Annotated in this window: 22 protein-coding genes; 13 read left to right on the top strand and 9 right to left on the bottom strand. The window is 59.4% G+C overall.

Annotated features, from left to right (window positions below):
• The first annotated feature begins 143 nt into the window (after positions 1-143).
• Both ACOTX1_RS10535 and ACOTX1_RS10530 read left to right on the top strand, forming a co-directional pair.
• Positions 144-476 (top strand): DUF1493 family protein, encoded by a 333-nt coding sequence (locus ACOTX1_RS10535; RefSeq protein ID WP_023315310.1) that lies wholly within the window; start codon positions 144-146, stop codon positions 474-476.
• Positions 477-494: 18 nt separating this feature from the next.
• The gene (locus ACOTX1_RS10530) at positions 495-992 is read left to right on the top strand and encodes an Hcp family type VI secretion system effector (RefSeq protein WP_023315311.1); all 498 of its coding nucleotides are present in this window, start codon (positions 495-497) and stop codon (positions 990-992) included.
• A gap of 50 nt (positions 993-1042) precedes the next feature.
• Here ACOTX1_RS10530 and ACOTX1_RS10525 read toward each other — a convergent pair whose 3' ends face one another.
• A complete protein-coding gene (locus ACOTX1_RS10525) occupies positions 1043-1390 on the bottom strand; it encodes a hypothetical protein (RefSeq protein WP_023315312.1) in 348 nt (115 codons plus the stop codon).
• A 175-nt stretch (positions 1391-1565) separates the two neighbouring features.
• Positions 1566-2570, bottom strand: a complete 1005-nt coding sequence (trpS, locus tag ACOTX1_RS10520; protein WP_023315313.1) for a tryptophan--tRNA ligase — start codon at positions 2568-2570, stop codon at positions 1566-1568.
• 199 nt (positions 2571-2769) lie between these two features.
• Here trpS and fosA point away from each other — a divergent pair, with 199 nt between their 5' ends.
• Positions 2770-3195: a FosA/FosA2 family fosfomycin resistance glutathione transferase gene (gene fosA, locus ACOTX1_RS10515; protein WP_023315314.1), complete on the top strand. Its 426-nt coding sequence runs from the start codon at positions 2770-2772 to the stop codon at positions 3193-3195.
• Here fosA and ACOTX1_RS10510 read toward each other — a convergent pair.
• Positions 3181-4188: a LacI family DNA-binding transcriptional regulator gene (locus ACOTX1_RS10510; RefSeq protein ID WP_023315315.1), complete on the bottom strand. Its 1008-nt coding sequence runs from the start codon at positions 4186-4188 to the stop codon at positions 3181-3183. The genes fosA and ACOTX1_RS10510 overlap by 15 nt on opposite strands.
• Before the next feature lie 185 nt (positions 4189-4373).
• Here ACOTX1_RS10510 and ACOTX1_RS10505 point away from each other — a divergent pair, with 185 nt between their 5' ends.
• Positions 4374-5462, top strand: coding sequence for a cellulase family glycosylhydrolase (locus tag ACOTX1_RS10505; RefSeq protein WP_023315316.1), 1089 nt, complete (start codon positions 4374-4376; stop codon positions 5460-5462).
• A gap of 50 nt (positions 5463-5512) precedes the next feature.
• Positions 5513-6907, top strand: a complete 1395-nt coding sequence (locus ACOTX1_RS10500; RefSeq protein ID WP_023315317.1) for an MFS transporter — start codon at positions 5513-5515, stop codon at positions 6905-6907.
• 41 nt (positions 6908-6948) lie between these two features.
• Here ACOTX1_RS10500 and ACOTX1_RS10495 read toward each other — a convergent pair whose 3' ends face one another.
• From ACOTX1_RS10495 to ACOTX1_RS10480, 4 genes are read right to left on the bottom strand one after another with little or no spacing between them, the layout of a single operon-like run.
• Entirely contained in the window at positions 6949-7770 is an 822-nt protein-coding gene (locus ACOTX1_RS10495; protein ID WP_023315318.1) for an alpha/beta fold hydrolase, read from the bottom strand.
• Between the two features lie 30 nt (positions 7771-7800).
• Positions 7801-9420 (bottom strand): MFS transporter, encoded by a 1620-nt coding sequence (locus ACOTX1_RS10490; protein WP_023315319.1) that lies wholly within the window; start codon positions 9418-9420, stop codon positions 7801-7803.
• Positions 9417-9824 (bottom strand): DoxX family protein, encoded by a 408-nt coding sequence (locus tag ACOTX1_RS10485; protein ID WP_003863050.1) that lies wholly within the window; start codon positions 9822-9824, stop codon positions 9417-9419. The genes ACOTX1_RS10490 and ACOTX1_RS10485 overlap by 4 nt, the downstream gene beginning before the upstream one ends.
• Positions 9824-11695, bottom strand: coding sequence for an amidohydrolase (locus ACOTX1_RS10480; RefSeq protein ID WP_032667153.1), 1872 nt, complete (start codon positions 11693-11695; stop codon positions 9824-9826). Before ACOTX1_RS10480 ends, ACOTX1_RS10485 begins: the two co-directional genes overlap by 1 nt.
• Before the next feature lie 220 nt (positions 11696-11915).
• On the opposite strand from ACOTX1_RS10480, the gene ACOTX1_RS10475 reads away from it, so the two are divergent.
• From ACOTX1_RS10475 to ACOTX1_RS10455, 5 genes are read left to right on the top strand one after another with little or no spacing between them, the layout of a single operon-like run.
• Positions 11916-12602 (top strand): hydrolase, encoded by a 687-nt coding sequence (locus ACOTX1_RS10475; protein WP_023315321.1) that lies wholly within the window; start codon positions 11916-11918, stop codon positions 12600-12602.
• Positions 12603-12662: 60 nt separating this feature from the next.
• Entirely contained in the window at positions 12663-12884 is a 222-nt protein-coding gene (locus ACOTX1_RS10470; protein WP_022646923.1) for a DUF1427 family protein, read from the top strand.
• Positions 12881-13141 carry a XapX domain-containing protein gene (locus tag ACOTX1_RS10465; protein ID WP_003863056.1) on the top strand — a complete coding sequence of 87 codons (261 nt, stop codon included), beginning with the start codon at positions 12881-12883 and terminating at the stop codon, positions 13139-13141. The genes ACOTX1_RS10470 and ACOTX1_RS10465 overlap by 4 nt, the downstream gene beginning before the upstream one ends.
• Positions 13142-13164: 23 nt before the next feature.
• A complete protein-coding gene (locus tag ACOTX1_RS10460; protein ID WP_003863058.1) occupies positions 13165-13545 on the top strand; it encodes a response regulator transcription factor in 381 nt (126 codons plus the stop codon).
• Positions 13546-13554: 9 nt separating this feature from the next.
• Positions 13555-19140, top strand: a complete 5586-nt coding sequence (locus ACOTX1_RS10455; protein WP_263522032.1) for a trifunctional serine/threonine-protein kinase/ATP-binding protein/sensor histidine kinase — start codon at positions 13555-13557, stop codon at positions 19138-19140.
• 3 nt (positions 19141-19143) lie between these two features.
• On the opposite strand, the gene ACOTX1_RS10450 is transcribed toward ACOTX1_RS10455, so the two are convergent.
• Positions 19144-19761: a response regulator transcription factor gene (locus ACOTX1_RS10450; protein WP_003863061.1), complete on the bottom strand. Its 618-nt coding sequence runs from the start codon at positions 19759-19761 to the stop codon at positions 19144-19146.
• 300 nt (positions 19762-20061) lie between these two features.
• On the opposite strand from ACOTX1_RS10450, the gene ACOTX1_RS10445 reads away from it, so the two are divergent.
• Entirely contained in the window at positions 20062-20667 is a 606-nt protein-coding gene (locus tag ACOTX1_RS10445; RefSeq protein WP_003863062.1) for an ATP-dependent Clp protease proteolytic subunit, read from the top strand.
• Positions 20668-20801: 134 nt separating this feature from the next.
• Complete coding sequence (locus tag ACOTX1_RS10440) at positions 20802-21923, top strand: cupin domain-containing protein (protein WP_022650334.1); 1122 nt, start codon at positions 20802-20804, stop codon at positions 21921-21923.
• A gap of 38 nt (positions 21924-21961) precedes the next feature.
• On the opposite strand, the gene ACOTX1_RS10435 is transcribed toward ACOTX1_RS10440, so the two are convergent.
• A complete protein-coding gene (locus tag ACOTX1_RS10435) occupies positions 21962-22147 on the bottom strand; it encodes a hypothetical protein (RefSeq protein ID WP_003863066.1) in 186 nt (61 codons plus the stop codon).
• Between the two features lie 219 nt (positions 22148-22366).
• On the opposite strand from ACOTX1_RS10435, the gene ACOTX1_RS10430 reads away from it, so the two are divergent.
• A complete protein-coding gene (locus ACOTX1_RS10430; RefSeq protein WP_003863067.1) occupies positions 22367-22600 on the top strand; it encodes a DUF2171 domain-containing protein in 234 nt (77 codons plus the stop codon).
• Positions 22601-22696: the final 96 nt, after the last annotated feature.

Below are 22696 nucleotides of genomic sequence, written 5' to 3'. Positions count from 1 at the left end.
ATCAGACACCGTCTGAATTTGCAGCGGGCTGGAGAAAGGGTCATTCTGAGAATGAAGATTCCGGCGTTACTAACTGAGTGTTGTATCTAATCGTGGGGAGCAGGTCATGATTATAATCGAATCGCACGGGGCAGCGACAAACTATGGTAGAGAGTATTGAGCAGCGCATCTACGCCTTAGCCAGACGCTATAACGGCGTTTATCTGATGAATAACGAAGCGAAGCAGAAATTACTGAATGCAAAAACTGATTTGGATACTGACATGCAGCTTGATGTCACTGAAGCAGAAGATTTAATGGAAGAGTTTTTTAAAGAATTTAATGTTGATAGAGGGAATTTTAACATAAACACCTACTATCCTGATGAGCCTTTTTCATGGAATCCATTCAAAAAATTCCCAGTGGTGATGGTTCCAGATTTCACTATTGGAATGCTTATCGAATCCGCAAAAGCGGGCAAATGGTTATACGACTAAAATGCAAGGAGCAATAGAATGGCCGTACCTGTACATCTTTTTTTAACTAATGACGGCGGCACAATGATTTGTGGTTCTTGTGACGTTGCACAAAGGGAAGGAAGTATTGAGCTAAGAGGATTACAACATAACCTTAGCCTACCAACAGACTCGGCAACGGGCAAGGTCACCGGCACTCGCCAACATTCGCCGTTTCAGTTTACCAAGGAACTGGATAGCTCTTCGCCCTATCTGTTCAAAGCGGCAGCAACGGGTCAGACCCTTAAAACGGCAGAATTCAGGTTTTACCATATTAACTATTCCGGGCAAGAGGAGGAGTATTACCGAATCACGCTCGAGAACGTTAAGGTCATTTCTGTGAGTCCAGTAATGTACGACACCCGAGGCTGTCCGGGGACGGGGCATATGGAGGAAGTGGCGTTTAATTATGAGAAGATTACCCATTTGTACAAGGACGGTAACTTGTTAGCGCACGACGCGTGGAACGAACGTCCAACATCAGGTTCCGCTGCTTGATTCTATCTTGAACTTGCCCGCCAGCGTTTCGTTTGTGCGGGCAGAGAATATCATTCTTTATTCCTTTTCGTAAATGATGGCCGAAACATCATAAAAATAACCCACGCAAACATTCCAATAATCTTCATAGGCCAGGGTTCAAACACATCCAGACACACAATTGCGCCAATCACTAATAGCGGACCTTCTATCAGTTCAGCTATCCCCCCTAAAATATGTAACTTATGAGGCAGTGCCCGATTAAGTAATGTCGCAATAAGTTGTGCACTTCCTAATATGATTGTTATTGCGATTGTACGGTCCTCCCAGTTATCAAAACTAACCAAAGAAATGAGGCATGTAGCCAGTACATAACCACAGAATAATATATTCATCATATAAATAATAAACGTGCCCATAGCATTTGCCGAGACGGTTAAAAAAATAAAGAGTCTATGAATATAGCGCTCTTAACAGAATGACAAACAACAATGGCTAATAATGTATTAAAGAATTTTTGCGCCTTGCTTATTTCCGCAATAATCAAGTTAGCGGCTTCATGCTAATCCCCCGCACTCCACCGCTAAACCTACTTTAACTAAACACCGGCACCCCCAACCCAACCTTCACCTCCCTCAACGTCGCCTGCGTCACCCCCTGCGCCCGTTCGGTCCCGCGCTTCAGCATCGCCATCAATTCCCCCTTGTCCTGCATATACATCGCCCTCCGCTCCCGCATCGGCGCAATCAGCTCCTGCAAACACCCCTCCAGCTCGTTCTTACAAACCCGGTCACCCAGCCCGCCCGCCTGATAGTGCGCCTTCATCGCCGCCACTTTCTCCTTGTCCGGATGAAACGCGTCGAGGTACGTAAACACCACGTTCCCCTCAATCTGCCCCGGGTCGCTCACCTTCAGGTGGTTCGGGTCGGTGTACATGGCGCTTACCGCGCGATGGATGGTCTCTTCGCTGGCAGAAAGGTGCAGCGTGTTGCCCAGCGATTTCGACATCTTGGCGCTGCCGTCGATGCCGGGCAGGCGGCTGGTGTCGCTCAGCATCGCCTTACAGTGGCGCAGCACCGGGGCGGGCAGCAGGCTGTTCATCTTGTGCACAATCTCGTTGGTCTGCTCAATCATCGGCAGCTGGTCGTCGCCGACGGGCACGCATTCGGCCTTAAACGCGGTGATATCCGCCGCCTGGCTGATGGGGTAGGCCATAAACCCGACCGGCAGCGAGCGGGCGAAGCCCTTCTGCGCAATCTCGTTTTTCACCGTCGGGTTACGCTCCACGCGGGCGACGGTGACGATGTTCATGTACAGCATCGTCAGCTCGGCGAGGGCGGGCAGGGCGGACTGCAGGCAGATGGTAGTCAGGTTCGGGTCGATGCCGGCGGCGAGGTAGTCGGCCAGCACTTCGGGGATGTTGTCGCGAATTTTTTGCGGGTTGCTGCCGTTGTCGGTCAGCCCCTGTAGGTCGGCAATCAGCACAAACTGGTTGTGCGTCTGCTGGAGCGCCACGCGCTGGCGCAGCGATCCGACGAAGTGGCCGAGGTGCAGCGGGCCGGTTGGACGGTCGCCGGTGAGGATGGTTTGCGGGTTCATAAAGACTCCTTAACGTTGTAATGCCGAAAGGGGTCTGAGATGTGAGAAAGCCGCCTTTCGGCGGCTATCTGAAAATGGGGAAAACTACTCCGTGCCGCCTTTAAGAAGGCAGCCACCAGCGGTTTACGGTGAGGACGGCGTGGTTTATGTTCATGCTTTTACCGTATCACGTCCGGCGCGAAAAACAAAAGGGCACGTCATGCTGCAATCTCTCAACCATCTGACCCTCGCGGTCAGCGACCTGCAAAAAAGCGTCACCTTCTGGCACGAGCTGCTGGGGCTTGCGCTGCACGCCCGCTGGAATACCGGGGCCTATCTCACCTGCGGCGATCTATGGGTCTGCCTGTCGTACGACGAGGCGCGCCAGTATGTGCCGCCGCAGGAGAGCGACTACACCCACTACGCGTTTACCGTCACGGAAGAAGATTTTGAACCGTTCTCGCACAGGCTGGAGCAGGCGGGCGTCACCGTCTGGAAGCAGAACAAAAGCGAGGGGGCGTCGTTCTATTTTCTCGACCCGGACGGGCACAAGCTGGAGCTGCACGTGGGCTGCCTCGCCGCGCGGCTGGCGGCGTGTCGCGAGAAGCCCTATGCGGGCATGGTGTTTACCTCAGACGAGGCTTGAGGCGCGCACCTTCAGCCTGCCCGCCAGCGTCACGTGCGTGGCGGCATCTTCCTGATTGCACAGGTACTCCACCGCCAGCCGTCCCAGCTCGCTGTAGGGCAGCTGGATACTGGTCAGCGGCGGGGTGAGCTGCTCGGAGATCTTCTGATCGTCGTAGCCCGCCAGCAGCATGTCCTGCGGGATGCGCACGCCGTTCACCGCCAGCGCCTGATAGCAGCCAATCGCCAGCCAGTCGCTGGCGCAGAAGATGGCGTCCGGGCGCTCGGCCAGCTCCAGCAGAGAGGTGGTGGCGGTAAAGGACTCGCTGAACTGCCAGTTGGTCTGGCGCACCAGGCTATCGTCGCAGGTTAATCCGGCCTGCTGCAGCGCGGCCTGGTAGCCCGCCAGACGCTGGCGCGAGGCCTCCATCCAGCTCTCTCCGGTGATGTGGGCGATGCGCGTGGCCCCGCAGGCGATAAGGTGTTTAGTCACCTGGAAGGCGTTGGCGTAGTCGTCCGGGATAAACGACGGCAGCAGCGGCGAGCCGGGGTCGCGCTGGTTGAGCAGCACCAGCGGGATGCGGGTGCAGTCCTGGAACGCCGTCATGTCCACCAGCGTGGTGACCGGAGACGCGAGAATAATCCCGATGCAGTTGCGCTTCTCCAGCTGGCGGATGATGTTCAGCGCCAGCTCGATGTCGTCGCCGTAGTCGTAGACGGTGAGCAGGGTCTCGTTGCGCCACGCCGCTTCCCGCGCCTGGCTGATGGCGTCGATAAACGGGTCAAAGCTCTGCATGGAGCTCACCAGCAGGGCGATCTCTTCCTGGTTGCGTGGAGCGTGAACGGCGGGGAGGCGGTCGTAGCCGAGCTCGGTAGCGACGTTAATCACCCGCTGGCGGGTGTCGTCGCTGAGCTTGATGTTGCGGGACTGGTTAAGCACCAGCGATACCGTCGCCTGCGACACCCCTGCCGCCCGCGCAATATCGTTCATCGTCACTTTCGTTTTTCGCTTCATCCGTCCTCTCCCTTTCGCGAATTCGCATCATACCCTAACCGCACGCTTTAGCGCCGTCGATCACGTTTCTCATTCATCGAAGCGTGAACTTTGTGAGGGGCATCGCTTTTCTCAACGCCGTGATTTGCGCATTTATCCTGCAACTAATATTTATTAGCTAAATATTATCAGTGAGAGGACGCGTAATGAAAGAGCAGTGGAGCAGGGAGCAGGCACAGGCGTGGTATCAGCAAAAAGGCTGGCTGTGCGGGTTTAACTATCTGCCGTCGACGGCGGTGAACTGGACCGATATCTGGCAGGAAAAGACCTTCGATGCCGCCACCATCGAGCGCGAGCTGGGCTGGGCGGCGGACGCGGGCTATAACACCCTGCGCATCAACCTGCCGTTTATCGTCTGGGAGCACGACCGCGACGGGCTGATGGCGCGCATCGACCGCTTTTTGACGATTGCCGACGGCCACGGGTTCAGCACCATGCTGACCCTGATGGACGACTGCGGCTTCTCTGGCGACGAGCCGTACCTCGGCCCGCAAAAGCCGCCGGTGCCGGGCAAGCACAACAGCCAGGCGGCGGCGAGCCCGGGGCGCGACAAAGTGTGCAATCCCGACTGCTGGGCAGACATTGAGCGCTATATCCGCGACGTTGTCCGCCAGTTCCGCGACGACAGGCGCGTGCTGCTGTGGGATCTGTATAACGAGCCGGGCAACCGCGGCATTTTCGCGACGGGCACGCAGGAGGTGCAGTACGACGCGAAGCTGGAGACCTGCGCGCACGAGTTGATGAAGCTGGCGTTCCAGTGGGTGCGTGAAGAAGACCCAACCCAGCCGCTCACCGTCTGCGCGTGGCGTCTGCCGCCGGAAGAGGAGGGCGAGACGTTCTTCCAGCATCCGCTGGACCAGACCGCGCTGGCGCTCTCGGACGTGGTGAGCTTCCACGCCTACACCCACACGGGGCGCATGACGGCGATTATCCAGCAGCTGCAGGCGCTCGGTCGCCCGCTGTTCTGTACCGAATGGCTGGCGCGCCACGTGGGCAGCACCATCGAAGAGCAGCTTCCGCTGATGTACGCGGCGAAGGTCGCGCCGTATCAGTGGGGGCTGGTGCGCGGCAAAACCCAGACGTGGCTGCCGTGGCCGGTGGTGATGAAGGAGTCCACGGATTACTGCCGCCTCTGGTTCCACGACGTGTTTGAGGAGAACGGCATTCCGTTCTCGCGCCGTGAAATCGTATTAATGCAGCAGCTGCGCAAGATCGCCCCGAAAGTTCAGGGCTAATAATATCGACCCGGCGGCCGACCGCCGGGCAACCAGGCAGGCATATAACAATGGCAATGACAATGAAAATACCGTCTCGCGAGCTGTGGTCTTATTTTGGCTATGGTTTAGGTCAGTGTTTTAGCTTTGGTTTAGTGGGTTCGTTTATTAACTATTTTTACACCGACGTGCTGGGGATCTCGGCGCTGGCGGCCAGTACCATCTTCCTGATTGCCCGCGCGTGGGACGCGGTTCACGATCCGCTGTTTGCCAGCATCATGGACACCATTAACAGCCGGTTCGGCAAGTTTCGCCACTTTTTACTGATTGCGCCGCTGCTGATTACCGGCGTCACGCTGCTGTCGTTCTATAAAATCGAAGCGGACATGACCACCAAAATCCTCTACGCCGGGGTGACGTATATCCTGTGGGGGACGCTGTACGCCATCTCCGATATCCCGTTCTGGTCGATGTCGTCGGTGATGACCAACGACTCCGGGCAGCGCACCCGCGCGGTGACGGCGGCGATGCTCGGGGTGAACGCGGGCATTGCCTGCGCCAACATCTTCTTCCCGAAGCTGGCGGCCTATTTCGCCCAGTACAGCAATGACAAAGGCTACTTTATGGCGGCGCTGGTGATGATGCTGGTGGGCCTGCCGCTGATGCTTAACGGCTTTATGCAGATCAAAGAGCGTGTGCCGCCGAGCCCGGAAAAGGTGACCATTCGCGACACCTTCCACAACCTGCGCCAGAACAAGCCGCTGTTTATCGTCCTGCTGTCGTTCTTTTTCTGCGTGTTCCACAACGTGGCGGGCGGGCTGTATATCTACTTCTTTATCAATAATCTGGGCGACGGCAGCCTGCAGATGGCGATTGGCGTGATGGGGATTGTGGCGGCGGTGCTGTGCCTGGTCGCCCCGATGCTGACGCGCCGGATGCAGAAGCGGAAGCTGTTTATGATCCTCTGCGGGCTGGACGTGGCGGTGCGCGTGGTGATGTGGTTTGTTGGCTATCAGCAGGTGACGATGCTGTTTATTCTGCTCGGCCTGAGCACGCTGTTCGTGATGATGACCAACATCCTCACCTCGTCGATGATTGCCGACACCATCGAGTACGCGGAGTACCACACCCACAAGCGCTGCGCGGCGATCACCTTCTCGGGGCAGACCTTTACCGGCAAGATGTCGGTGGCGGTAGGCGGCGGGTTAATCGGCGTGTTTCTGACGATGATCGGCTACGTGCCGCAGGCGCAAATTCAGAGTGAGAGCGTGCTGTCGGGGCTGTTCTTCGGGATTTGCCTGCTGCCGGCGATAGGGTCGCTGATCCGCATGGGCTTTATGTCGCGCTTTACCTTTACCGAGGAGAAGCATGCGGAGATTTGCCGGCTGCTGGCGGAGCGGAACGCGTCTGCGAAAGCGCCGGGTGGCGGCTGCGCCTTACCCGGCCTACAGGACCAGCCCTTGTAGGCCTGATAAGCGAAGCGCCATCAGGCTTCGCTTTTAAAGACTTACAGCGCCTTCACAAACGCCAGCAGATCTTCGTTGAGCTGGTCCTGGTGGGTCAGCGCGAAGCCGTGCGGCGCGTTGTCGTACACCTTCAGCGTGGCGTTTTTGATCATCTCTGCCGCCAGCTTGCCGGTGCTTTCAAACGGCACGATCTGGTCGTTGCTGCCGTGAATAACCAGCGTCGGCACGTCGATTTTCGCCATATCCGGGCGGAAGTCGGTTTCGCCGAACGCGGTCACGCAGTCGATGGTGCCCTTCAGGGACGCCAACAGGGCGATGTTCAGCGTCTGGGTCAGCGCGCCGGCAGAGACGGTCTGCCCGGCATTGATACCGTAGAACGGGGTGGCGAAGTCGCTGATGAACTGGGCGCGATCTTTACGCAGCCCGTCGCGAATGCCGTCGAACACGCTCTGATCCACACCCTGCGGGAAGGTATCCGATTTGCCGAAGATCGGCGTCACCGCGCCCAGCAGCGCAAGACCGGCCACGCGCGCGCTGCCGTAGTTGTTGATGTAGCGCGTCACGTCGCCGCCGCCCATGGAGAAGCCCACCAGCGTCACCTCATGAAGGTCCAGGGTGGTAATCAGGTCGTTGATGTCGGACGCAAAGGTGTCGTAGTCGTAGCCGTTCCACGGCTGATCCGAGCGGCCAAAGCCGCGACGATCAAAGGCGATGGCGCGAAAGCCGCGCTCGGCCAGGTAGTTCAGCTGGCTGTCCCACATGTCGCCGTCCAGCGGCCAGCCGTGGCTGAAGAGAACCGGTTTGCCCGCGCCGCCTTCTTTGTAGTAAATCTGCGTGCCGTCTTTTGCCTTAAACGTTGCCATAGTGTGTTCCTGTGCAGGTGATGGTTGTGGTTATACCGGCGCGACCAGGTAGCGAATAGCCGGTGATGTTGTGCCCTGATGAAAAGCCAGAACGCGGCTCTGCAGCAGGAGGTCATTCATGGTGTGGCGCTCCTGCTGGCGCAAATGCTCGATCCAGGAACCCATCAGGAAAGTCTCGATAAACAGCCCCGGACGTTCGATATCCTCGTACACCGCCCAGCTCATCGCTCCGGCGCGGCGTCGCACCCGGCGTAGTTCGTGCACGGCCTGCAAAAACGCTTTCGCGTTGTGCGGGTCGATGATGTACTCATGCGAGACCAGCACCGGGCCGCGCTCGTTCGGCAGGTCGATCTCCACGCCGTCCAGCGGCTGGCCGCTCAGGTCGAGGTTCAGGTCCGGATCTTTCTCCAGCTTCCAGCGGAACACCGTTGCGCTTGCCAGCACCATCCCCAGCGTGGCGACAACCAGCGCGGTCGGGGTGCCGAACCGGGAGGCGATCTGCCCCCAGATGGCGCTGCCGATGGTCATGGAGCCGAAGAACACCGTCAGGTAGACCGCCAGCGCGCGGGCCTTCACCCAGCGGGCGGCGCTGCGCTGCGCACCGAGGTTCAGCGTCGAGAGCACCGCAATCCACGCGAAGCCGGTGAAGAACTCAAACAGGTTGAGCAGCCAGACGTGGCGCACGAACGCCAGCGCCAGCATGGTGATCGCAAACGTCAGGCTGGCGGCCACCATCAGCCGATCGGCGTTCAGCCGCTGGCGCAGACGCGGCAGCAGGATGGCCCCGGCAATAGCGCCCAGGCCGATACACGCCAGCATCACTCCATAGCCCGCCGGGCCTAAGCCCAGCTCGCGGCGCGCCACCAGCGGCAGTAATGCCCAGCCCGCGCTGCCGAAAACGAAGAACGCCACGGTGCGCACCAGCACGTTGCGCAGCACCGGCGCGGCGTGCACGTAGCGAATGCCGGAGCGCACCGCGGAGAAGAAGTGCTCTGGTGGCAAACGCTGCACGGACGGCGCCGGACGCCAGCGCCACAGCACCCACGCCACGCCGACCACGGAGAGCGCGTTCAGGGCAAACACCATCCACGGTCCGGCGAGCGAGAGCAGAAAACCGCCCAGCGCAGGGCCAATCGCCCGGCTGATGTTCACCCCGAGCGAGTTCAGCGCCACGGCGGCGCCCAGCTCCGGCTTGCTCACCATATCGGGCACCACGGCCTGGAACGGCGGCGAGCTCATCGCCGCGCCCACGCTCAGCAGGAACGTCGCCACCAGCAGAACGGTAGGGGTGACGTGTCCGGTAAAAGAGAGCAGCGTCAGCCCGGCGGCGGCGATGAACACCCACAGCTGGGAGAAGAGCAGGTATTTACGTCGGTCAACGATGTCCGCCATCACCCCGGACGGCAGGGCGAAAAGGAACATCGGCAGGCTGCTCGCCGCCTGCACCAGCGCGATATCCAGCGGATCGGCGCTGAGCGTCAGCATGCTCCAGTTGATGCCGACGTCGCTCATCCATGAGCCGACGTTAGAGACCACCGTGGCGATCCACAGCATGCGGAACACCGGCTGGCTCAGCGGCTGCCAGGGTGAAACCGCCGGGGCGGGCGTCGTCTCGACGTGTGCGTCGCGAACGTCGTTTACCTGGGTCATGCGAACCTCTCCGTTGTTTTACGCTGCACTCGCCACTGGCCCGGCCCGGTGAGGGCGAGGGTGGTGAAGATAATCAGCAGCAGCCAGCCAAACTGCCCCTCGGCAATCGACCAGTTCGGGTGGACCGCCAGCATCGCCACCAGCAGCACGGCGATAATCGGCAGGCACGCCATGCGGGTGTAAACCCCCGCAATGATAAACAGCGGGCAGATCACCTCGGCGACGATCGCCGGGATCAGACTGGCATACGGCCCGAAACCAAACGGATCTTCGATACGCGTCAGCTCTTCGCTGAAGTGCAGCACCTTCGGCAGGCCGTGCACGTAAAGCAGCAGCAGGCTGCCGGTCAGGCGCAGAAAGAACAGCCCCGGATCGATCCGGGGCGAAGCGTCATTTTGTTTCATCAGAATGCAAAGCAGCTGCAGCCCAGCGCCCCCCAGAAAGCGTTATCGTCGGATACCGGCATCGCTGACGTGCGGGCAAAGTCATGCTGGTGGCTGTGAACCCCGCACGGGCCGCTACAGTGGTGAACCACACTCATGCCGACGCGTGCGGCCTGCGGCGGCGCGCTGCGGTAGTGGCCCGGCACCTTGACCACCGGGGACCACTCGGGCAGGACCGGAATGGCCGGCGGCGCGAGCGGGCCAAAGGTGCCTGCGGCATAGACGATATCGCCGTTCACCACGGTGAGGACGGACTCGATGCCCTTGATCTCCTCCTCCGGCACGCGGAAGTAATCTTTGCTGAGCACCGCCAGGTCGGCGAGCTGGCCGACCTTGATCTGCCCCTTCTGGTTCTGCTCGCTGGAGAACCACGCGCTGCCCTGGGTCCAGAGCATCAGGGCGGTATCGCGATCCAGTCGGGCGCTGTGGTCGTACATCTGCATCCCGCCGACGGTGCGGCCGGAGACCAGCCAGTAGAGCGCGGTCCACGGGTTGTAGCTCGCCACGCGGGTGGCGTCCGTCCCTAAGCCCACCGGCACGCCGGTCTCGAGCATTTTCGCCACCGGCGGCGTGTGGCGGGTGGCTTCGATGCCGTAGCGCTCGGCAAAGTATTCGCCCTGGAAGGCCATGCGGTGCTGGACGGCAATGCCGCCGCCCAGTTCTTTGATGCGGTCGATGTTGGCCTGGGTAACGGTTTCCGCATGGTCGAAGAACCAGTGCAGGCCGTTGAACGGAATGTCGCGGTTCACCTTCTCGAACACGTCCAGCATGCGGCTGATGGATTCGTTATAGGTGGCGTGCAGGCGGAACGGCCAGCGGTGCTCCACCAGATGGCGTACCACGCGCTCCAGCTCGTCCTCCATGCCCGGCGCGAGGTCCGGGCGCGGCTCGAGGAAGTCTTCAAAATCGGCGGCGGAGAAGACCAGCATCTCGCCCGCGCCGTTGTGGCGGAAGAAATCGCTGCCCTGGCCCGGCGTGAGCATGTCGGTCCATTTTTCAAAGTCTTCCAGCTCGTGGCCCGGACGCTGGGTAAAGAGGTTGTAGGCGATGCGGATGGTCATCTGCTTTTTCTCGTGCAGCTCGGCGATCACCTCGTAATCTTCCGGGTAGTTCTGGAAGCCGCCGCCCGCGTCGATGGCGCTGGTCAGCCCCAGACGGTTCAGCTCACGCATGAACTGGCGGGTGGAGTTAACCTGTTGCTCCAGCGGCAGCTTCGGCCCTTTGGCCAGCGTGGCGTAGAGGATCATGGCGTTCGGACGGGCAATCAGCATCCCGGTCGGGTTACCGTTGGCGTCGCGCTGGATCTCGCCGCCCGGCGGGTTTGGCGTCTCTTTGGTGTAGCCGACCACCTTCAGCGCGGCGCGGTTGAGAAGAGCGCGGTCGTACAGGTGCAGAATGAAGACCGGGGTGTCCGGCGCGGCGTCGTTAATCTCATCCAGCGTCGGCATGCGGCGCTCGGCAAACTGGAACTCGGTCCAGCCGCCCACCACGCGCACCCACTGGGGCGACGGCGTGCGCAGGGCCTGCTCTTTCAGCATCCGCAGGGCGTCGGCGAGCGACGGCACGCCTTCCCAGCGCAGCTCAAGGTTGTAGTTCAGCCCGCCGCGGATCAGGTGCAGGTGCGAGTCGTTCAGGCCGGGGATGGCGGTATGGCCTTTCAGATCGACCACTTTGGTGCCGTCGCCGTGGTGCTGCATCACCTCGGCGACGGTACCCACTTCCAGAAATTTTCCGTCGCGCACGGCAACGGCTTCTGCGAGAGGATTCTCGCGATCGACGGTGTGAAACTGGCCGTTAACCAGAATGAGATCGGCTTTACCGAGGGTAACCATAAGAGCTCCAGACTAAGAGGGGAATGGTCAGGATTATGGGAACCGGTTTCGGCAAAGATCCAGTTATACAATAGGATAGGTATACCAAAGTATAACTATACCTAAGGTTAACTATACGAAGAGATAATTACACCACAGCGCTGTGGGTCATAGGATGAACGCGATTTTATCGGCGTGCTGTTCGCGGCGATTTTAACCTTTAACCTCACTGGATAATCTTATGACCACTTCTAAGCTCGAAGTCTTAACCCCTGCCAACTGTCAGATCATTTTCATCGACCACCAGCCGCAGATGGCGTTCGGCGTGCAGTCTATTGACCGCCAGGTGCTGAAAAACAACACCGTGGCGCTGGCGAAAGCGGCTAAGGTGTTCAACATCCCGACCATCATCACCACCGTTGAGACCGAAAGCTTCTCCGGCAACACCTATCCGGAGCTGCTGGACGTGTTCCCGGGCCAGGACATTCTGGAGCGTACCTCCATGAACTCCTGGGACGACCAGAAAGTGCGTGACGCGCTGAAGGCCAACGGCAAGAAGAAAGTGGTTGTCGCCGGTCTGTGGACCGAAGTGTGCAACAACAGCTTTGCCCTGTGCGCGATGCTGGAAGGCGACTACGAAATTTATATGGTGGCGGACGCCTCCGGCGGCACCTCCAAAGAGGCCCACGACTTCGCGATGCAGCGCATGATCCAGGCGGGCGTGATCCCGGTGACCTGGCAGCAGGTGATGCTGGAGTGGCAGCGTGACTGGGCGCACAAAGAGACCTACACCGCGGTGATGGATATCGTGCGCGAGCACTCCGGCGCGTACGGCATGGGCGTGGATTACGCCTACACCATGGTGCACAAAGCGCCGTCTCGCCAGAAGAGCGAGCACCGCACCTTAGCGCCGGTCCCGGCTCGCTAAGTCCCGTCGGCGGGCTGGTCCCTCATCCGGCTCGCCGCGCCTTTTTCTCTGGAGTTCTCAATGAGTACAGGGTTGATATCCCTTGCGGCAGGCGTATTGATTGGCCTGATGTACGCCGTGCTGAAGGTGCGGTCCCCCGCGCCGCCCGCGCTGGCGCTGATTGGCCTGCTGGGGATGCTGGCGGGTGAACAGGCGATGCGCCATCTTTTATCCCGCGATAATCCCGCCGGCGTGCAGGTGACGGTTCCCCACGTTCAGCACCTGACCGGAGCGTCATCATGAAGGCCTGGATTATTTCGCTGGTGTGCGGGGTCGCGGCTGGGGTACTTTACGCCCTGCTCGACGTGCATTCCCCGGCGCCGCCGGTCGTCGCGCTGCTTGGCCTGTTCGGCATGCTGGTGGGTGAACAGCTGATCCCCATCGGACGGCGTCTGGTGAGCCGCGAACCGCTGACCCTGGCCTGGTTTCGTCATGAATGCGTACCGAAGATCAGCGGTACCGCGCCCCCAGCGCCCGCGAAGGAAAGCCGCGACGCGTAACGATTTGTTTGAGGAAAGACAGCATGACGCTGCCGTGGCGCATTGCCATCATTGATGACGAACGCTCTGTTCGCAGCGGGCTCAGTAACCTGCTGCAATCGGAAGGGTATGCTACCGATACCTTCGATTCGGCAGAGGTGTTCTTGAGCCACCCTCTCGCCCTGTCCGGCGCGTCGCTGGTGATCGCCGACATCAAGCTGCGCGGCATGAACGGCATCGAGCTGTTTGAGAAGCTGCGGTTGCTGGCCATGCCGCCACCGCCAATACTCTTTATCTCCGGCCATGCTGATGAAAATATGCAGCGGTATGCACTCAGTCTGGGCGCCGCTGCATTTTTGCGTAAGCCGATTAACATCGATATTCTGCTGGATCATATTCAGCGGGAGCTGACCCGCCGACAATAAGGATCGCGGATGAACGAACATACGTCGCCTGCATTTTGGCCCGCCCGGGGAAGTCTCCATGAAGGGCGGGCTTTTGTTCTGAAAGAGGATGTCATTTTTACCGTGCTGGCGCAGGAGGGCGGCATCTCCTGGATGAACGGGCGGCATCCCCAGTCCGGCGGTTCGTTTATTATTGCCACCGCGGTCAGCGATGAAGAAGAGGAGCGGGCAACGCGGCTGCTGAAAAACGAGTTTGCCCTGCGCGATCGCCTTCATGACGGCTGGGCTATCCGGCCCGTCGCTACAACCCAGTACCGCGGACGTTTTGCGCTGGTCTACGCGCCGTTCTGCTTTGAACTGCTGGCGTGCCGGGCAGGTAAGGCGATTTCCGGGATCGCCCGCTTTATCGAGATGGCGATCCGCATCAGCGGTCCCCTGCGCCAGATGCATCAGCACAACCTGATCCACGGCGATATCAAACCCGGGTCGATCTTCGTTCATCACGATGCCACCTGCCGTCTGTGCAGCTTCGGTCTTTCCTGCGGCACCTCCGACGCCTTCTCCCAGTCCCGGCTTGCCGCGTCTGGCGGCACGCCCGCCTACATGTCACCGGAACACACCACGCGTACCCGGCGCGCCGTTGACAGCCGGAGCGATCTCTACAGTCTGGGGATCGTGCTTTATGAACTTCTGACCGGGCGATTGCCGTTTGAACTGAGCGCTGATGACCAGACCAACTGGGCGCATTACCACATTGCCTCTGAACCGCTTGCGCCGGGGCGGGTGCGCCCGGACGTACCCGGCATGTTGTCGACCATTATCCTTAAGCTGCTGGAGAAGAATCCGGAGAATCGCTATCAGACCGTCGACGGGCTGATTGCCGACCTCAGGCGCTGCCAGGCGACGCTGACCGTTGAAGGCGAAATTGTCGACTTTATTCCCGGCCAGCAGGATCGCTCTCCGGCGATCCATCTGGCCGATTCACTTTTCTCTGCGCATCCGCAGGCCAGCGACGTCATCGCCGCGTTTGAGCGGGTCAGCCAGAGCGGTGCGCCGGAACTGGTGACGATTGGGGGACCTTCGGGGATCGGCAAATCTTCCGTGATCGCCACCACGCTGAAATCGCTGCAACAGCGCAAGGTGCTGCTGGCGGTGGGCAAGGTCGATCAATATTCTCCCACGCTGCCCTACGGCGTGCTGAGTTCGGCGTTTCGGACGCTCACGCTGCACCTGCTCGGGCTGCCAGCCGGGGAGGTGGCGACGTGGAAAATCCGTCTGTCGCGCGCGCTGGAAGGCTTCGAGGAGCTGGCCGTCAGCCTGGTGCCGGAGCTGAATTTACTCCTTGAGAACAAACCGCGTTTCTCCGCGGATACCTTTTCCATCGACGCGCGGGCGCGCTTCAGCCATATGGTGCTGGCGCTGGTGAAAACCTTCGCCACCCAGGGCGCGCCGCTGGTGCTGCTGCTGGATGATGTACAGTGGATCGACGCCGCCAGCCTGCAAACGCTCGATCACCTGCTGCGCGCCTGCGGCGCCATCCCGCTGCTGGTGGTGGTGGCGCACCGCGATCTCAGTTCGCTTTCTGATCCCACCTTGCAGACCGCGCTGGCGAGCCTGCCGGAGGCGGCGCAATACGCCACGACGATTGTGCCGCAGCCGCTGTCGGTGAAGGCCGTGGCGCGCTGGCTCGGGGGAATTTTTCATGTCCGCAGTACGGGCACCGCCGATCTTGCCACGCTGATCCATGAAAAAACCGGCGGCAACCCGCTGTTCGTGCAGGAGTTTTTCCGTCGCATCGTCGATGACGGACTGGTGGTGCACAACAAATATCAGGGGAAATGGCATTACGATCTCCAGGCCATCCGCGCCCGGCACTACACCGAAAACGTGGTGACGCTGGTACTTGAACAGCTCAAGGAGATGCACGTCGAGACGCGCCGCCTGCTGGGCTGCATCGCCTGCCTCGGCTGCACGGGCGAGCTGGAGATGCTGTGCCGCGTGGTGGGGCGGTCGGCGGCGGAAATCCGCTACGCGCTTCACCCGGCGGTTACTGCTCAGCTGATTGTGCTGACGGAGAAAGAGTACGCTTTTACTCACGATCGGGTGCAGGAAGCCGCCTTTGCCCTGCTGGATGAGGGCGAGAAAAGCCATCTGCACCTGACCACCGCCAGCCTGCTGGCGGATGCCGCACGGCAGACGGCGGGCAACGAACTGCTGTTCCGCGCGGTTCACCACGTCAGCGCCGCGCTGGACTGCATCCAGCCTGCACCCCAGCGGCAGCGATTCCGGGAGCTGAGCCTTCAGGCCGCGCGGCGTGCGAAGCGTACCGGCGATTACCTTTCCGCCTTAAGCTATATCCAGACCGCCAGAGCGCTGGGGAATGCGGGCCCGGTCTCGGACTTTATGCTGGATATCGAAGAGGCGGGCTGTGAGTTTGCGCTCGGGCACCTGGAGCGTACGCGTGCGCTGTGCGATGCGATCCTCGGTTCACCGGGCGGGCTGACGGAGAAAGCGCTGGCCGCCAACCTGCTGGCGGAAGTGTATATGCGCCAGTCGGAGATCCGACTGGCGCTGGAGGCGTCGTTATGTTGGCTGGGCGTGTTCGGGATCCATATCAGCCGCTACCCGGAAAATGCCGAATGTGACGAGGCCTGGCAGCAGTTCTGTCAACGCACCGCCGACGCGCCGCTGAACCCGTTTTCTCAGCTTAAGCTGATGGAGAACGCAGAGACCGAAGCGGTGATGAACCTGCTTTACAGCGCCAGTATTTTCGCCAGCTTTACCTGCCCGCGCCTGCACTTTTTACTCCTGTGCCGGATGATGCACCTCACGCTCGATCACGGCATCACCGGCGCCTCCACCACGGCGATGGCCTGGTTTGGCGTGCTGATTGGTCACCGCTACGCCGAATACCGTCTCGGATTTGAGTACGGCACGCTGGCTCGTGAGCTGGTGAACCGCCACGGCTATGATGCCTATGAAGCCAAAACTCTGCTGCCGCTCGACCAGCTCAGCGTCTGGACCCAGCCGCTGTCGTACACTATCGAGTGCGCAAAGGCCTGCTTTACCTCGGCGGTGACCCACGGCGACATGACGATGGCCTGTTTCGCGGCCTGTCATCAGATCATTAACTTCCTCTCCCGGGGCGATCATCTGGATGGCGTGCTGACCAGCATCGATCGCGGTCTGGCCTTTGTACGCAAAACGGATTATCAGGACATTGAAACCGTTCTGCACATTCAGCGCCGCTACGTGGAGTTTTTACGCACGCCGGTGACGGGCCCATGGAGCGCCGCCCAGGCGCTGCCTGACGATCTGCTGCCCGCGCCGCCGGAGCAGGCGCCCGAGCAGACCTCGACTATGCTGTTCTGGTACTGGCTCTATCGCGGGATGGCGCACTTTTCCTGCGGCGAATACGCCGACGCACAGGCGGATTTAGAGAGGGCGGGCTGGTATGCGTGGTCCGCGCCGGGTCATATTCATCTGCTGGATTACCATTTTTACAGCGCGCTGGCGCTCTCCCGCCAGCTCACGCCGGAGACCTTCTCGGCGGATTATCGCCGCAGTATTCATCACCATTACGACAAAATTGCCCTCTGGGCGCGGATCAATTCGGGCACGTTTGCCGATAAAGAAGCGCTGATTTACGCCGAAATCGTCCGTCTGGACGGCATGAACAGCATCGCGCTGGAGCAGTATGAAAAAGCGGTGCGGCTCTCGCGGGAGGGTGGCTTTAACCCGATCAATGCCCTGACGCACGAGCTGGCAGGGCGTTTCTCGCTGGCCTGCGGCTACCCGACCGCCTCCGACGCCCATTTCCGCGGCGCGATTGCTGCCTGGGGGCGCGCCGGGGCGCAGGCCAAGGTGCGCCAGCTGGAGCAGGATTTCCCGCATCTGCTGGCCTCCGGGCAGAGCCGCGCGTATGACACGGCGGCCTTCGCCCAGAACGAGGTGATCCGCGATTTACAGAGCGTCATCAAAGCCTCACGCGCCTTGTCCGAAGAAATTAACCTCGAGCGTTTAATTGAAAACCTGATGACGCTGCTGCTTGAACGGGCCGGGGCGCAGCGTGGCCTGCTGCTGCGCGTTAGCGATAATCACATCCCGGAGATCGAGGCCAGTGCCTGGACCAGTACCGACGGGGTGCGGGTGCGCATCCTGAAGGCGTCACCGATGGCGACGGACATGCCGCTGTCGGTGCTGGCCGCAGTGATCCGCACCGGGCAGGAGATCCGCACCGGCAAACCGGAGGAGTTCCACCCGTTCAGCCAGGATCCGTATCTGGTGACGTCCGGCGCCGCCGTGATGTGTGTCCCGATGTTCAAACAGGCGCGGCTGGTGGGGGTGCTGTATCTGGAAAACCGCCTGATGCCGGAAGTGTTTACCGCCGAACATTCGCGCGTGGTCAGCCTGCTGGGCGCGCAGGCGGCGGTTTCGCTGGAGACGGCGCGGCTTTACGCCGAGCTGCTGGCGGAAAACATCCAGCGCCGACGGGTGGAGAAAGAGCTGCGCGCCAGCCAGACCTCACTGATGCTGGGCGAGCAGATCAGCCATACCGGCAGCTGGCGCTGGGAGCTGGTGCAGGATCTGATGTTTATGTCTGAAGAGTACGCCCGTATCCTTGGCCTGCCGGAGCAGCAAAAGATGATCTCAATGGCGGAGTTTTTAACCTTCGTGCATGAGGACGATTATGGCCGGATCAGCACCCTCGTTAACCAGAGCGTGCGCGACGGGCTGTCGATGCGCGCGGAGTTTCGCATTATCCGCACCGACGGCTCCGTTCGCTACATCCTCGGGATTGGCGATCCGGTCGGCGTCGGCAGCGAAGTGAATGAGTATTACGGCATCATTACCGACATCACCAGCCAGCGGGCGGCGGAAGATGCGATGCGGGTGGCGCAGGCGGATCTGGCGCGAGTCTCACGGGCCACCACCGTCGGGCAACTGACCTCCTCGATCGCGCACGAGATCAACCAGCCGCTGATGTCGATTGTCTCGAACGCCGGCGCGAGCCTGCGCTGGCTCAACCGCGATCCGGCGCGGCTGGACAAAGTGCGCGAGGGGCTGGAGGAGATCGCCGCCGAGGGCGAGCGGGCAGGGGAGATCATTCGCAGCATTCAGTCTCTGACGCGCAAGCAGGACCCCACGTTTACGCGTATTGATCTGCACTTCCTGATCCACCACATCATTATGCTTTCACGCAGCGAACTTGAGCTGCGACACATAAGCGTTGATTATCTTCTGAACGCTGACGACAGCTTTATCATCGGCGACAGCGTGCAGATCCAGCAGGTGCTGCTTAACCTGGTGATGAATGCGATGGAAGCGATGGCGGAAGTGACGGATCGCCCGTGCAGCATCACGATCTCCACCGCGAACTGCGGCGAGGGGAAGGTGATCTTTGAGATCGCCGATACCGGCAGCGGCATTGAGCCGGAGCTCACCGAGCGGATCTTTGACTCGTTCTATTCGACCAAAGCGCAGGGAATGGGGATGGGGCTGACCATCAGCGCCAGCATCATTGAACGGCACCGGGGGAAACTGAGCGCGCGCCGCAGAGAGCCGTACGGCACGGTATTTACCTTCGCGTTGCCGCTTGCCGGACAGGAGGAGTAACGGTTATTCCACTGGTTGATGTTTGGTCAGGCGCTCGACGGCCCTGACCAGTTCGGCCACGGAGCGGACCTGCATTTTCTCCATTACCCGGCGGCGGTGCACTTTCACCGTGATCTCACTGACGCCCAGCTCGGCGGCGATCTGCTTGTTGAGCTTGCCGCTGATGGCCAGCTCAAGCACCTCATGCTCGCGCGGCGTGAGGGACATGTGGCGCTGCTTCAGGGCGTAGTGCTCTTTGACGCGGGCGGCGTTGTGCTGTGCCAGTCTGAGCGCGGATTCGATGGAGCCGATGAGCGCGCTGGATTCAACGGGCTTAGTGAGAAATTCGTAGGCTCCGCCTTTGATCGCCCGGACGGACATAGGGATGGTGCCGTGACCGGTGAGAAAGATGATCGGTATTTCCCGCCCGCTGGCTTTCAGCGCATCTGCGACATCAAATCCGGTTATCGTGGGCATCTGCATATCGAGGATCACGCAGGAGGGCAGATCCTCAAAGGGATGGCTGAGAAAGGCTTCTGCTGAGGAAAAGCCAAGGGCGTGCATATCCGCGGATTCCAGCAGCCTGACAACGGACTGTCTGACTGTGTCATCGTCATCAACCACATAAACAATGTGTTCCATTCACCGCCCCGGTGTGTGATCAGTAAATCATCGACAATAAAATAGCGCCTTTTTGAACGTAAGCGACTGTTTGCTATCCTCATTCATACTAACACATTAATTATTATTATCATTTACCAATATGAAGATGATATGAAAGTGTAATAAAAATGTGGCGAATTAGTTAGGAGTGGAGCGCTGTTTTTAGAGACCTTTCCGGGGGCGGAGCCAGCGCACGACACGCGATGTTTTGTGTGAGGACGCCGACGGGTAAAACAGGCTACACTCTGATTTTGAGCGCGACAAGCTGAGGACATAACGATGCACTACACACTGAAAAGCAGTGACGATAAAGAAAAAGCGGAAGGAACAAACGGCGCGGGCGCTCTACAGCAAAAACTGCTGGAATCCCGTTCGATTGTCATCTCCGGTGAAATCAACCAGGAGCTGGCCCAGAAAGTCATCACTCAGATGATCCTGCTGCAAAGCGTCAGTAACGATCCGATCAAGCTGTACATCAACAGCCAGGGCGGCCATGTAGAAGCGGGCGATACCATCCACGACTTCATTAAGTTTATCCGTCCGGAAGTACACGTTATTGGCACCGGCTGGGTGGCAAGCGCCGGGATCACCATCTTCCTGGCGGCGAAAAAAGAGCACCGCTACTCGCTGCCAAATACCCGCTTTATGATCCACCAGCCGCTGGGCGGCGTGCGCGGTCAGGCAACGGATATTGAGATCGAAGCGCGGGAGATCATCCGCATGCTGGAACGCGTGAACAAGCTGATTGCCGACGCCACCGGCCAGCCGCTGGAGAAAGTGAAGAAAGACACCGACCGTAACTTCTGGATGTCACCGGCGGAAGCGCTGGACTACGGCATCGTGGGCAAACTGATCACCCATTATGACGAGCTGAACCTGGATTAAGTTTTAGCCCGCGTGTGCGTCGGGTGACGGCTTCGCCTTACCCGACCTACACGCGCTCGATTGACCCATGACAAGTTCCCCCTCTGCTTTCTTACCTATAATCGCGCCTGTTTACCCTCTCACTGGTGCTAACCATGGCGTATCAACTGAACCTGAACTGGCCGGAATTTCTTGAAAAATACTGGCAAAAACAACCCGTTGTACTGAAAAATGCCTTCCCGAATTTTGTCGACCCCATTACCCCTGATGAACTGGCGGGTCTGGCGATGGAGCCGGAAGTCGATAGCCGCCTGGTAAGCCACGCTAACGGCAAGTGGCAGGCGAGCAATGGCCCGTTTGAGCATTTCGATAACCTCGGTGAAACCGGCTGGTCCCTGCTGGCGCAGGCGGTGAACCACTGGCATATGCCCGCCGCAGAGCTGGTGCGTCCGTTCCGCGTCCTGCCGGACTGGCGTCTCGATGACCTGATGATCTCCTTTTCTGTCCCGGGCGGCGGCGTTGGGCCGCATATCGATCAGTACGATGTGTTTATCATCCAGGGGATGGGCAGCCGCCGCTGGCGCGTGGGTGACAAGCTGCCGATGCGTCAGTTCTGCCCGCATCCGGCTCTGCTACATGTCGATCCGTTTGAGCCGATCATCGACGAAGATCTGGCGCCGGGCGATATCCTCTACATTCCGCCTGGATTCCCGCATGACGGCTTCACCCATGAAACCGCGCTCAACTACTCTGTCGGTTTTCGCGGGCCGAACGGTCGCGATCTGATCAGCAGCTTTGCCGACTATGCGCTGGAGAACGATCTGGGCGGCGAACACTACAGCGATCCGGATCTGACCTGCCGCGAACACCCGGGCCGCGTGGAGCAGTACGAGCTTGATCGCATTCGCGAGATGATGATCGACATGATTAGCAAGCCGGATGATTTCACGAAATGGTTTGGCAGCTTCGTCTCCACGCCGCGTCACGAGCTGGATATTGCCGCCGCCGAGCCGCCGTATTCCGCAGAAGAGGTGCTGGACGCGCTTCAGGGCGGCGAAACGCTGTCGCGCCTGAGCGGCCTGCGCGTGCTGAACGTTAACGGCAGCTTCTTTATCAACAGTGAACAGCTGGAAACGGCGGATGTGAACGGGGCAGACGCGCTGTGCCGCTACACCGAGCTCGGCCAGGCCGAGCTGGGCGAGGCGCTGAATAATCCGGCGTTTGTGGACGAACTCACCGGGCTGATTAACCAGGGGTACTGGTACTTCGACGAGTAAGAGCAGGCGGCGTTTAGTCAGCCTAAACGCCGCTACGTTCAAACCAGCATATTACACGCCTTCCAGTAGTTAAGAAGCCGCTCATCGTCGCGCTCTTTCTCTGCTTTGATTTTCATCGCCTGGGCGAGATTTTCTCGCGATAACTCATGGCCTTTTTGCACGATGTCTAAAACCGCTTCACCAAGAGCCAGCGAAATTTCTGTCCGATTGTTGCGAATCGTCATAAATACCTCCTCGTTGGTTGCGATAAGTTAATTATGAACGGGAAATAATCAGTCAGTAATAATTCATCTCATTCTTATTTTTTCATTTCGGCGTTAAGTAGAATGAATATTCGGTTCTGTCAATGATGTTTCAAAATGCTAATAGGGCGTTTAAGCCTTAATTTATGCGCTACAGTTAATTTCGTGCAACAGGCAAATAACCGAAACAGGAGAATAATTATGGTAGATAAAAGCGCAATTAAGGATCACACTCAGGTTGTCGCCAGCTGCGGAACGCACGTCGGGGTTGTGGACCATCTTGATGGTGAGCGTATCAAGCTTGCGAAGAGCGATCCGGAATCGGGCGGCAAGCACCATTTTATTCCTCTCGGCTGGGTTGATAAAGTCGAAGATAATAAAGTTGTCCTGACCAAAAACCATAAAGAGGTTTTTGCTGAGTGGCAGGAAGCATAAATATATCTCTCGCAAGGAAATATATGCCTTCGCTCCGGCTTCGTCCGGAGCGTAATAGTGTCTGCGCCCGGTGATTGCTGCCATTGCAAATGGATG

Source organism: Enterobacter cloacae complex sp. IR5401, from assembly GCF_049238425.1.
GTDB lineage: Bacteria > Pseudomonadota > Gammaproteobacteria > Enterobacterales > Enterobacteriaceae > Enterobacter > Enterobacter hormaechei_C.
Note: the sequence above shows the minus strand (reverse complement) of the source record. Positions and strands in the feature narration are given on the sequence as shown.

What these genes read in the sequence shown, in the direction of transcription:
- ACOTX1_RS10535 (WP_023315310.1), top strand. Translation starts at nt 144, where the DNA reads ATGGTAGAGAGTATTGAGCAGCGCATCTACGCCTTAGCCAGACGCTAT.
- ACOTX1_RS10530 (WP_023315311.1), top strand. Translation starts at nt 495, where the DNA reads ATGGCCGTACCTGTACATCTTTTTTTAACTAATGACGGCGGCACAATG.
- ACOTX1_RS10525 (WP_023315312.1), bottom strand. Translation starts at nt 1,390, where the DNA reads ATGGGCACGTTTATTATTTATATGATGAATATATTATTCTGTGGTTAT.
- trpS (WP_023315313.1), bottom strand. Translation starts at nt 2,570, where the DNA reads ATGAACCCGCAAACCATCCTCACCGGCGACCGTCCAACCGGCCCGCTG.
- fosA (WP_023315314.1), top strand. Translation starts at nt 2,770, where the DNA reads ATGCTGCAATCTCTCAACCATCTGACCCTCGCGGTCAGCGACCTGCAA.
- ACOTX1_RS10510 (WP_023315315.1), bottom strand. Translation starts at nt 4,188, where the DNA reads ATGAAGCGAAAAACGAAAGTGACGATGAACGATATTGCGCGGGCGGCA.
- ACOTX1_RS10505 (WP_023315316.1), top strand. Translation starts at nt 4,374, where the DNA reads ATGAAAGAGCAGTGGAGCAGGGAGCAGGCACAGGCGTGGTATCAGCAA.
- ACOTX1_RS10500 (WP_023315317.1), top strand. Translation starts at nt 5,513, where the DNA reads ATGGCAATGACAATGAAAATACCGTCTCGCGAGCTGTGGTCTTATTTT.
- ACOTX1_RS10495 (WP_023315318.1), bottom strand. Translation starts at nt 7,770, where the DNA reads ATGGCAACGTTTAAGGCAAAAGACGGCACGCAGATTTACTACAAAGAA.
- ACOTX1_RS10490 (WP_023315319.1), bottom strand. Translation starts at nt 9,420, where the DNA reads ATGACCCAGGTAAACGACGTTCGCGACGCACACGTCGAGACGACGCCC.
- ACOTX1_RS10485 (WP_003863050.1), bottom strand. Translation starts at nt 9,824, where the DNA reads ATGAAACAAAATGACGCTTCGCCCCGGATCGATCCGGGGCTGTTCTTT.
- ACOTX1_RS10480 (WP_032667153.1), bottom strand. Translation starts at nt 11,695, where the DNA reads ATGGTTACCCTCGGTAAAGCCGATCTCATTCTGGTTAACGGCCAGTTT.
- ACOTX1_RS10475 (WP_023315321.1), top strand. Translation starts at nt 11,916, where the DNA reads ATGACCACTTCTAAGCTCGAAGTCTTAACCCCTGCCAACTGTCAGATC.
- ACOTX1_RS10470 (WP_022646923.1), top strand. Translation starts at nt 12,663, where the DNA reads ATGAGTACAGGGTTGATATCCCTTGCGGCAGGCGTATTGATTGGCCTG.
- ACOTX1_RS10465 (WP_003863056.1), top strand. Translation starts at nt 12,881, where the DNA reads ATGAAGGCCTGGATTATTTCGCTGGTGTGCGGGGTCGCGGCTGGGGTA.
- ACOTX1_RS10460 (WP_003863058.1), top strand. Translation starts at nt 13,165, where the DNA reads ATGACGCTGCCGTGGCGCATTGCCATCATTGATGACGAACGCTCTGTT.
- ACOTX1_RS10455 (WP_263522032.1), top strand. Translation starts at nt 13,555, where the DNA reads ATGAACGAACATACGTCGCCTGCATTTTGGCCCGCCCGGGGAAGTCTC.
- ACOTX1_RS10450 (WP_003863061.1), bottom strand. Translation starts at nt 19,761, where the DNA reads ATGGAACACATTGTTTATGTGGTTGATGACGATGACACAGTCAGACAG.
- ACOTX1_RS10445 (WP_003863062.1), top strand. Translation starts at nt 20,062, where the DNA reads ATGCACTACACACTGAAAAGCAGTGACGATAAAGAAAAAGCGGAAGGA.
- ACOTX1_RS10440 (WP_022650334.1), top strand. Translation starts at nt 20,802, where the DNA reads ATGGCGTATCAACTGAACCTGAACTGGCCGGAATTTCTTGAAAAATAC.
- ACOTX1_RS10435 (WP_003863066.1), bottom strand. Translation starts at nt 22,147, where the DNA reads ATGACGATTCGCAACAATCGGACAGAAATTTCGCTGGCTCTTGGTGAA.
- ACOTX1_RS10430 (WP_003863067.1), top strand. Translation starts at nt 22,367, where the DNA reads ATGGTAGATAAAAGCGCAATTAAGGATCACACTCAGGTTGTCGCCAGC.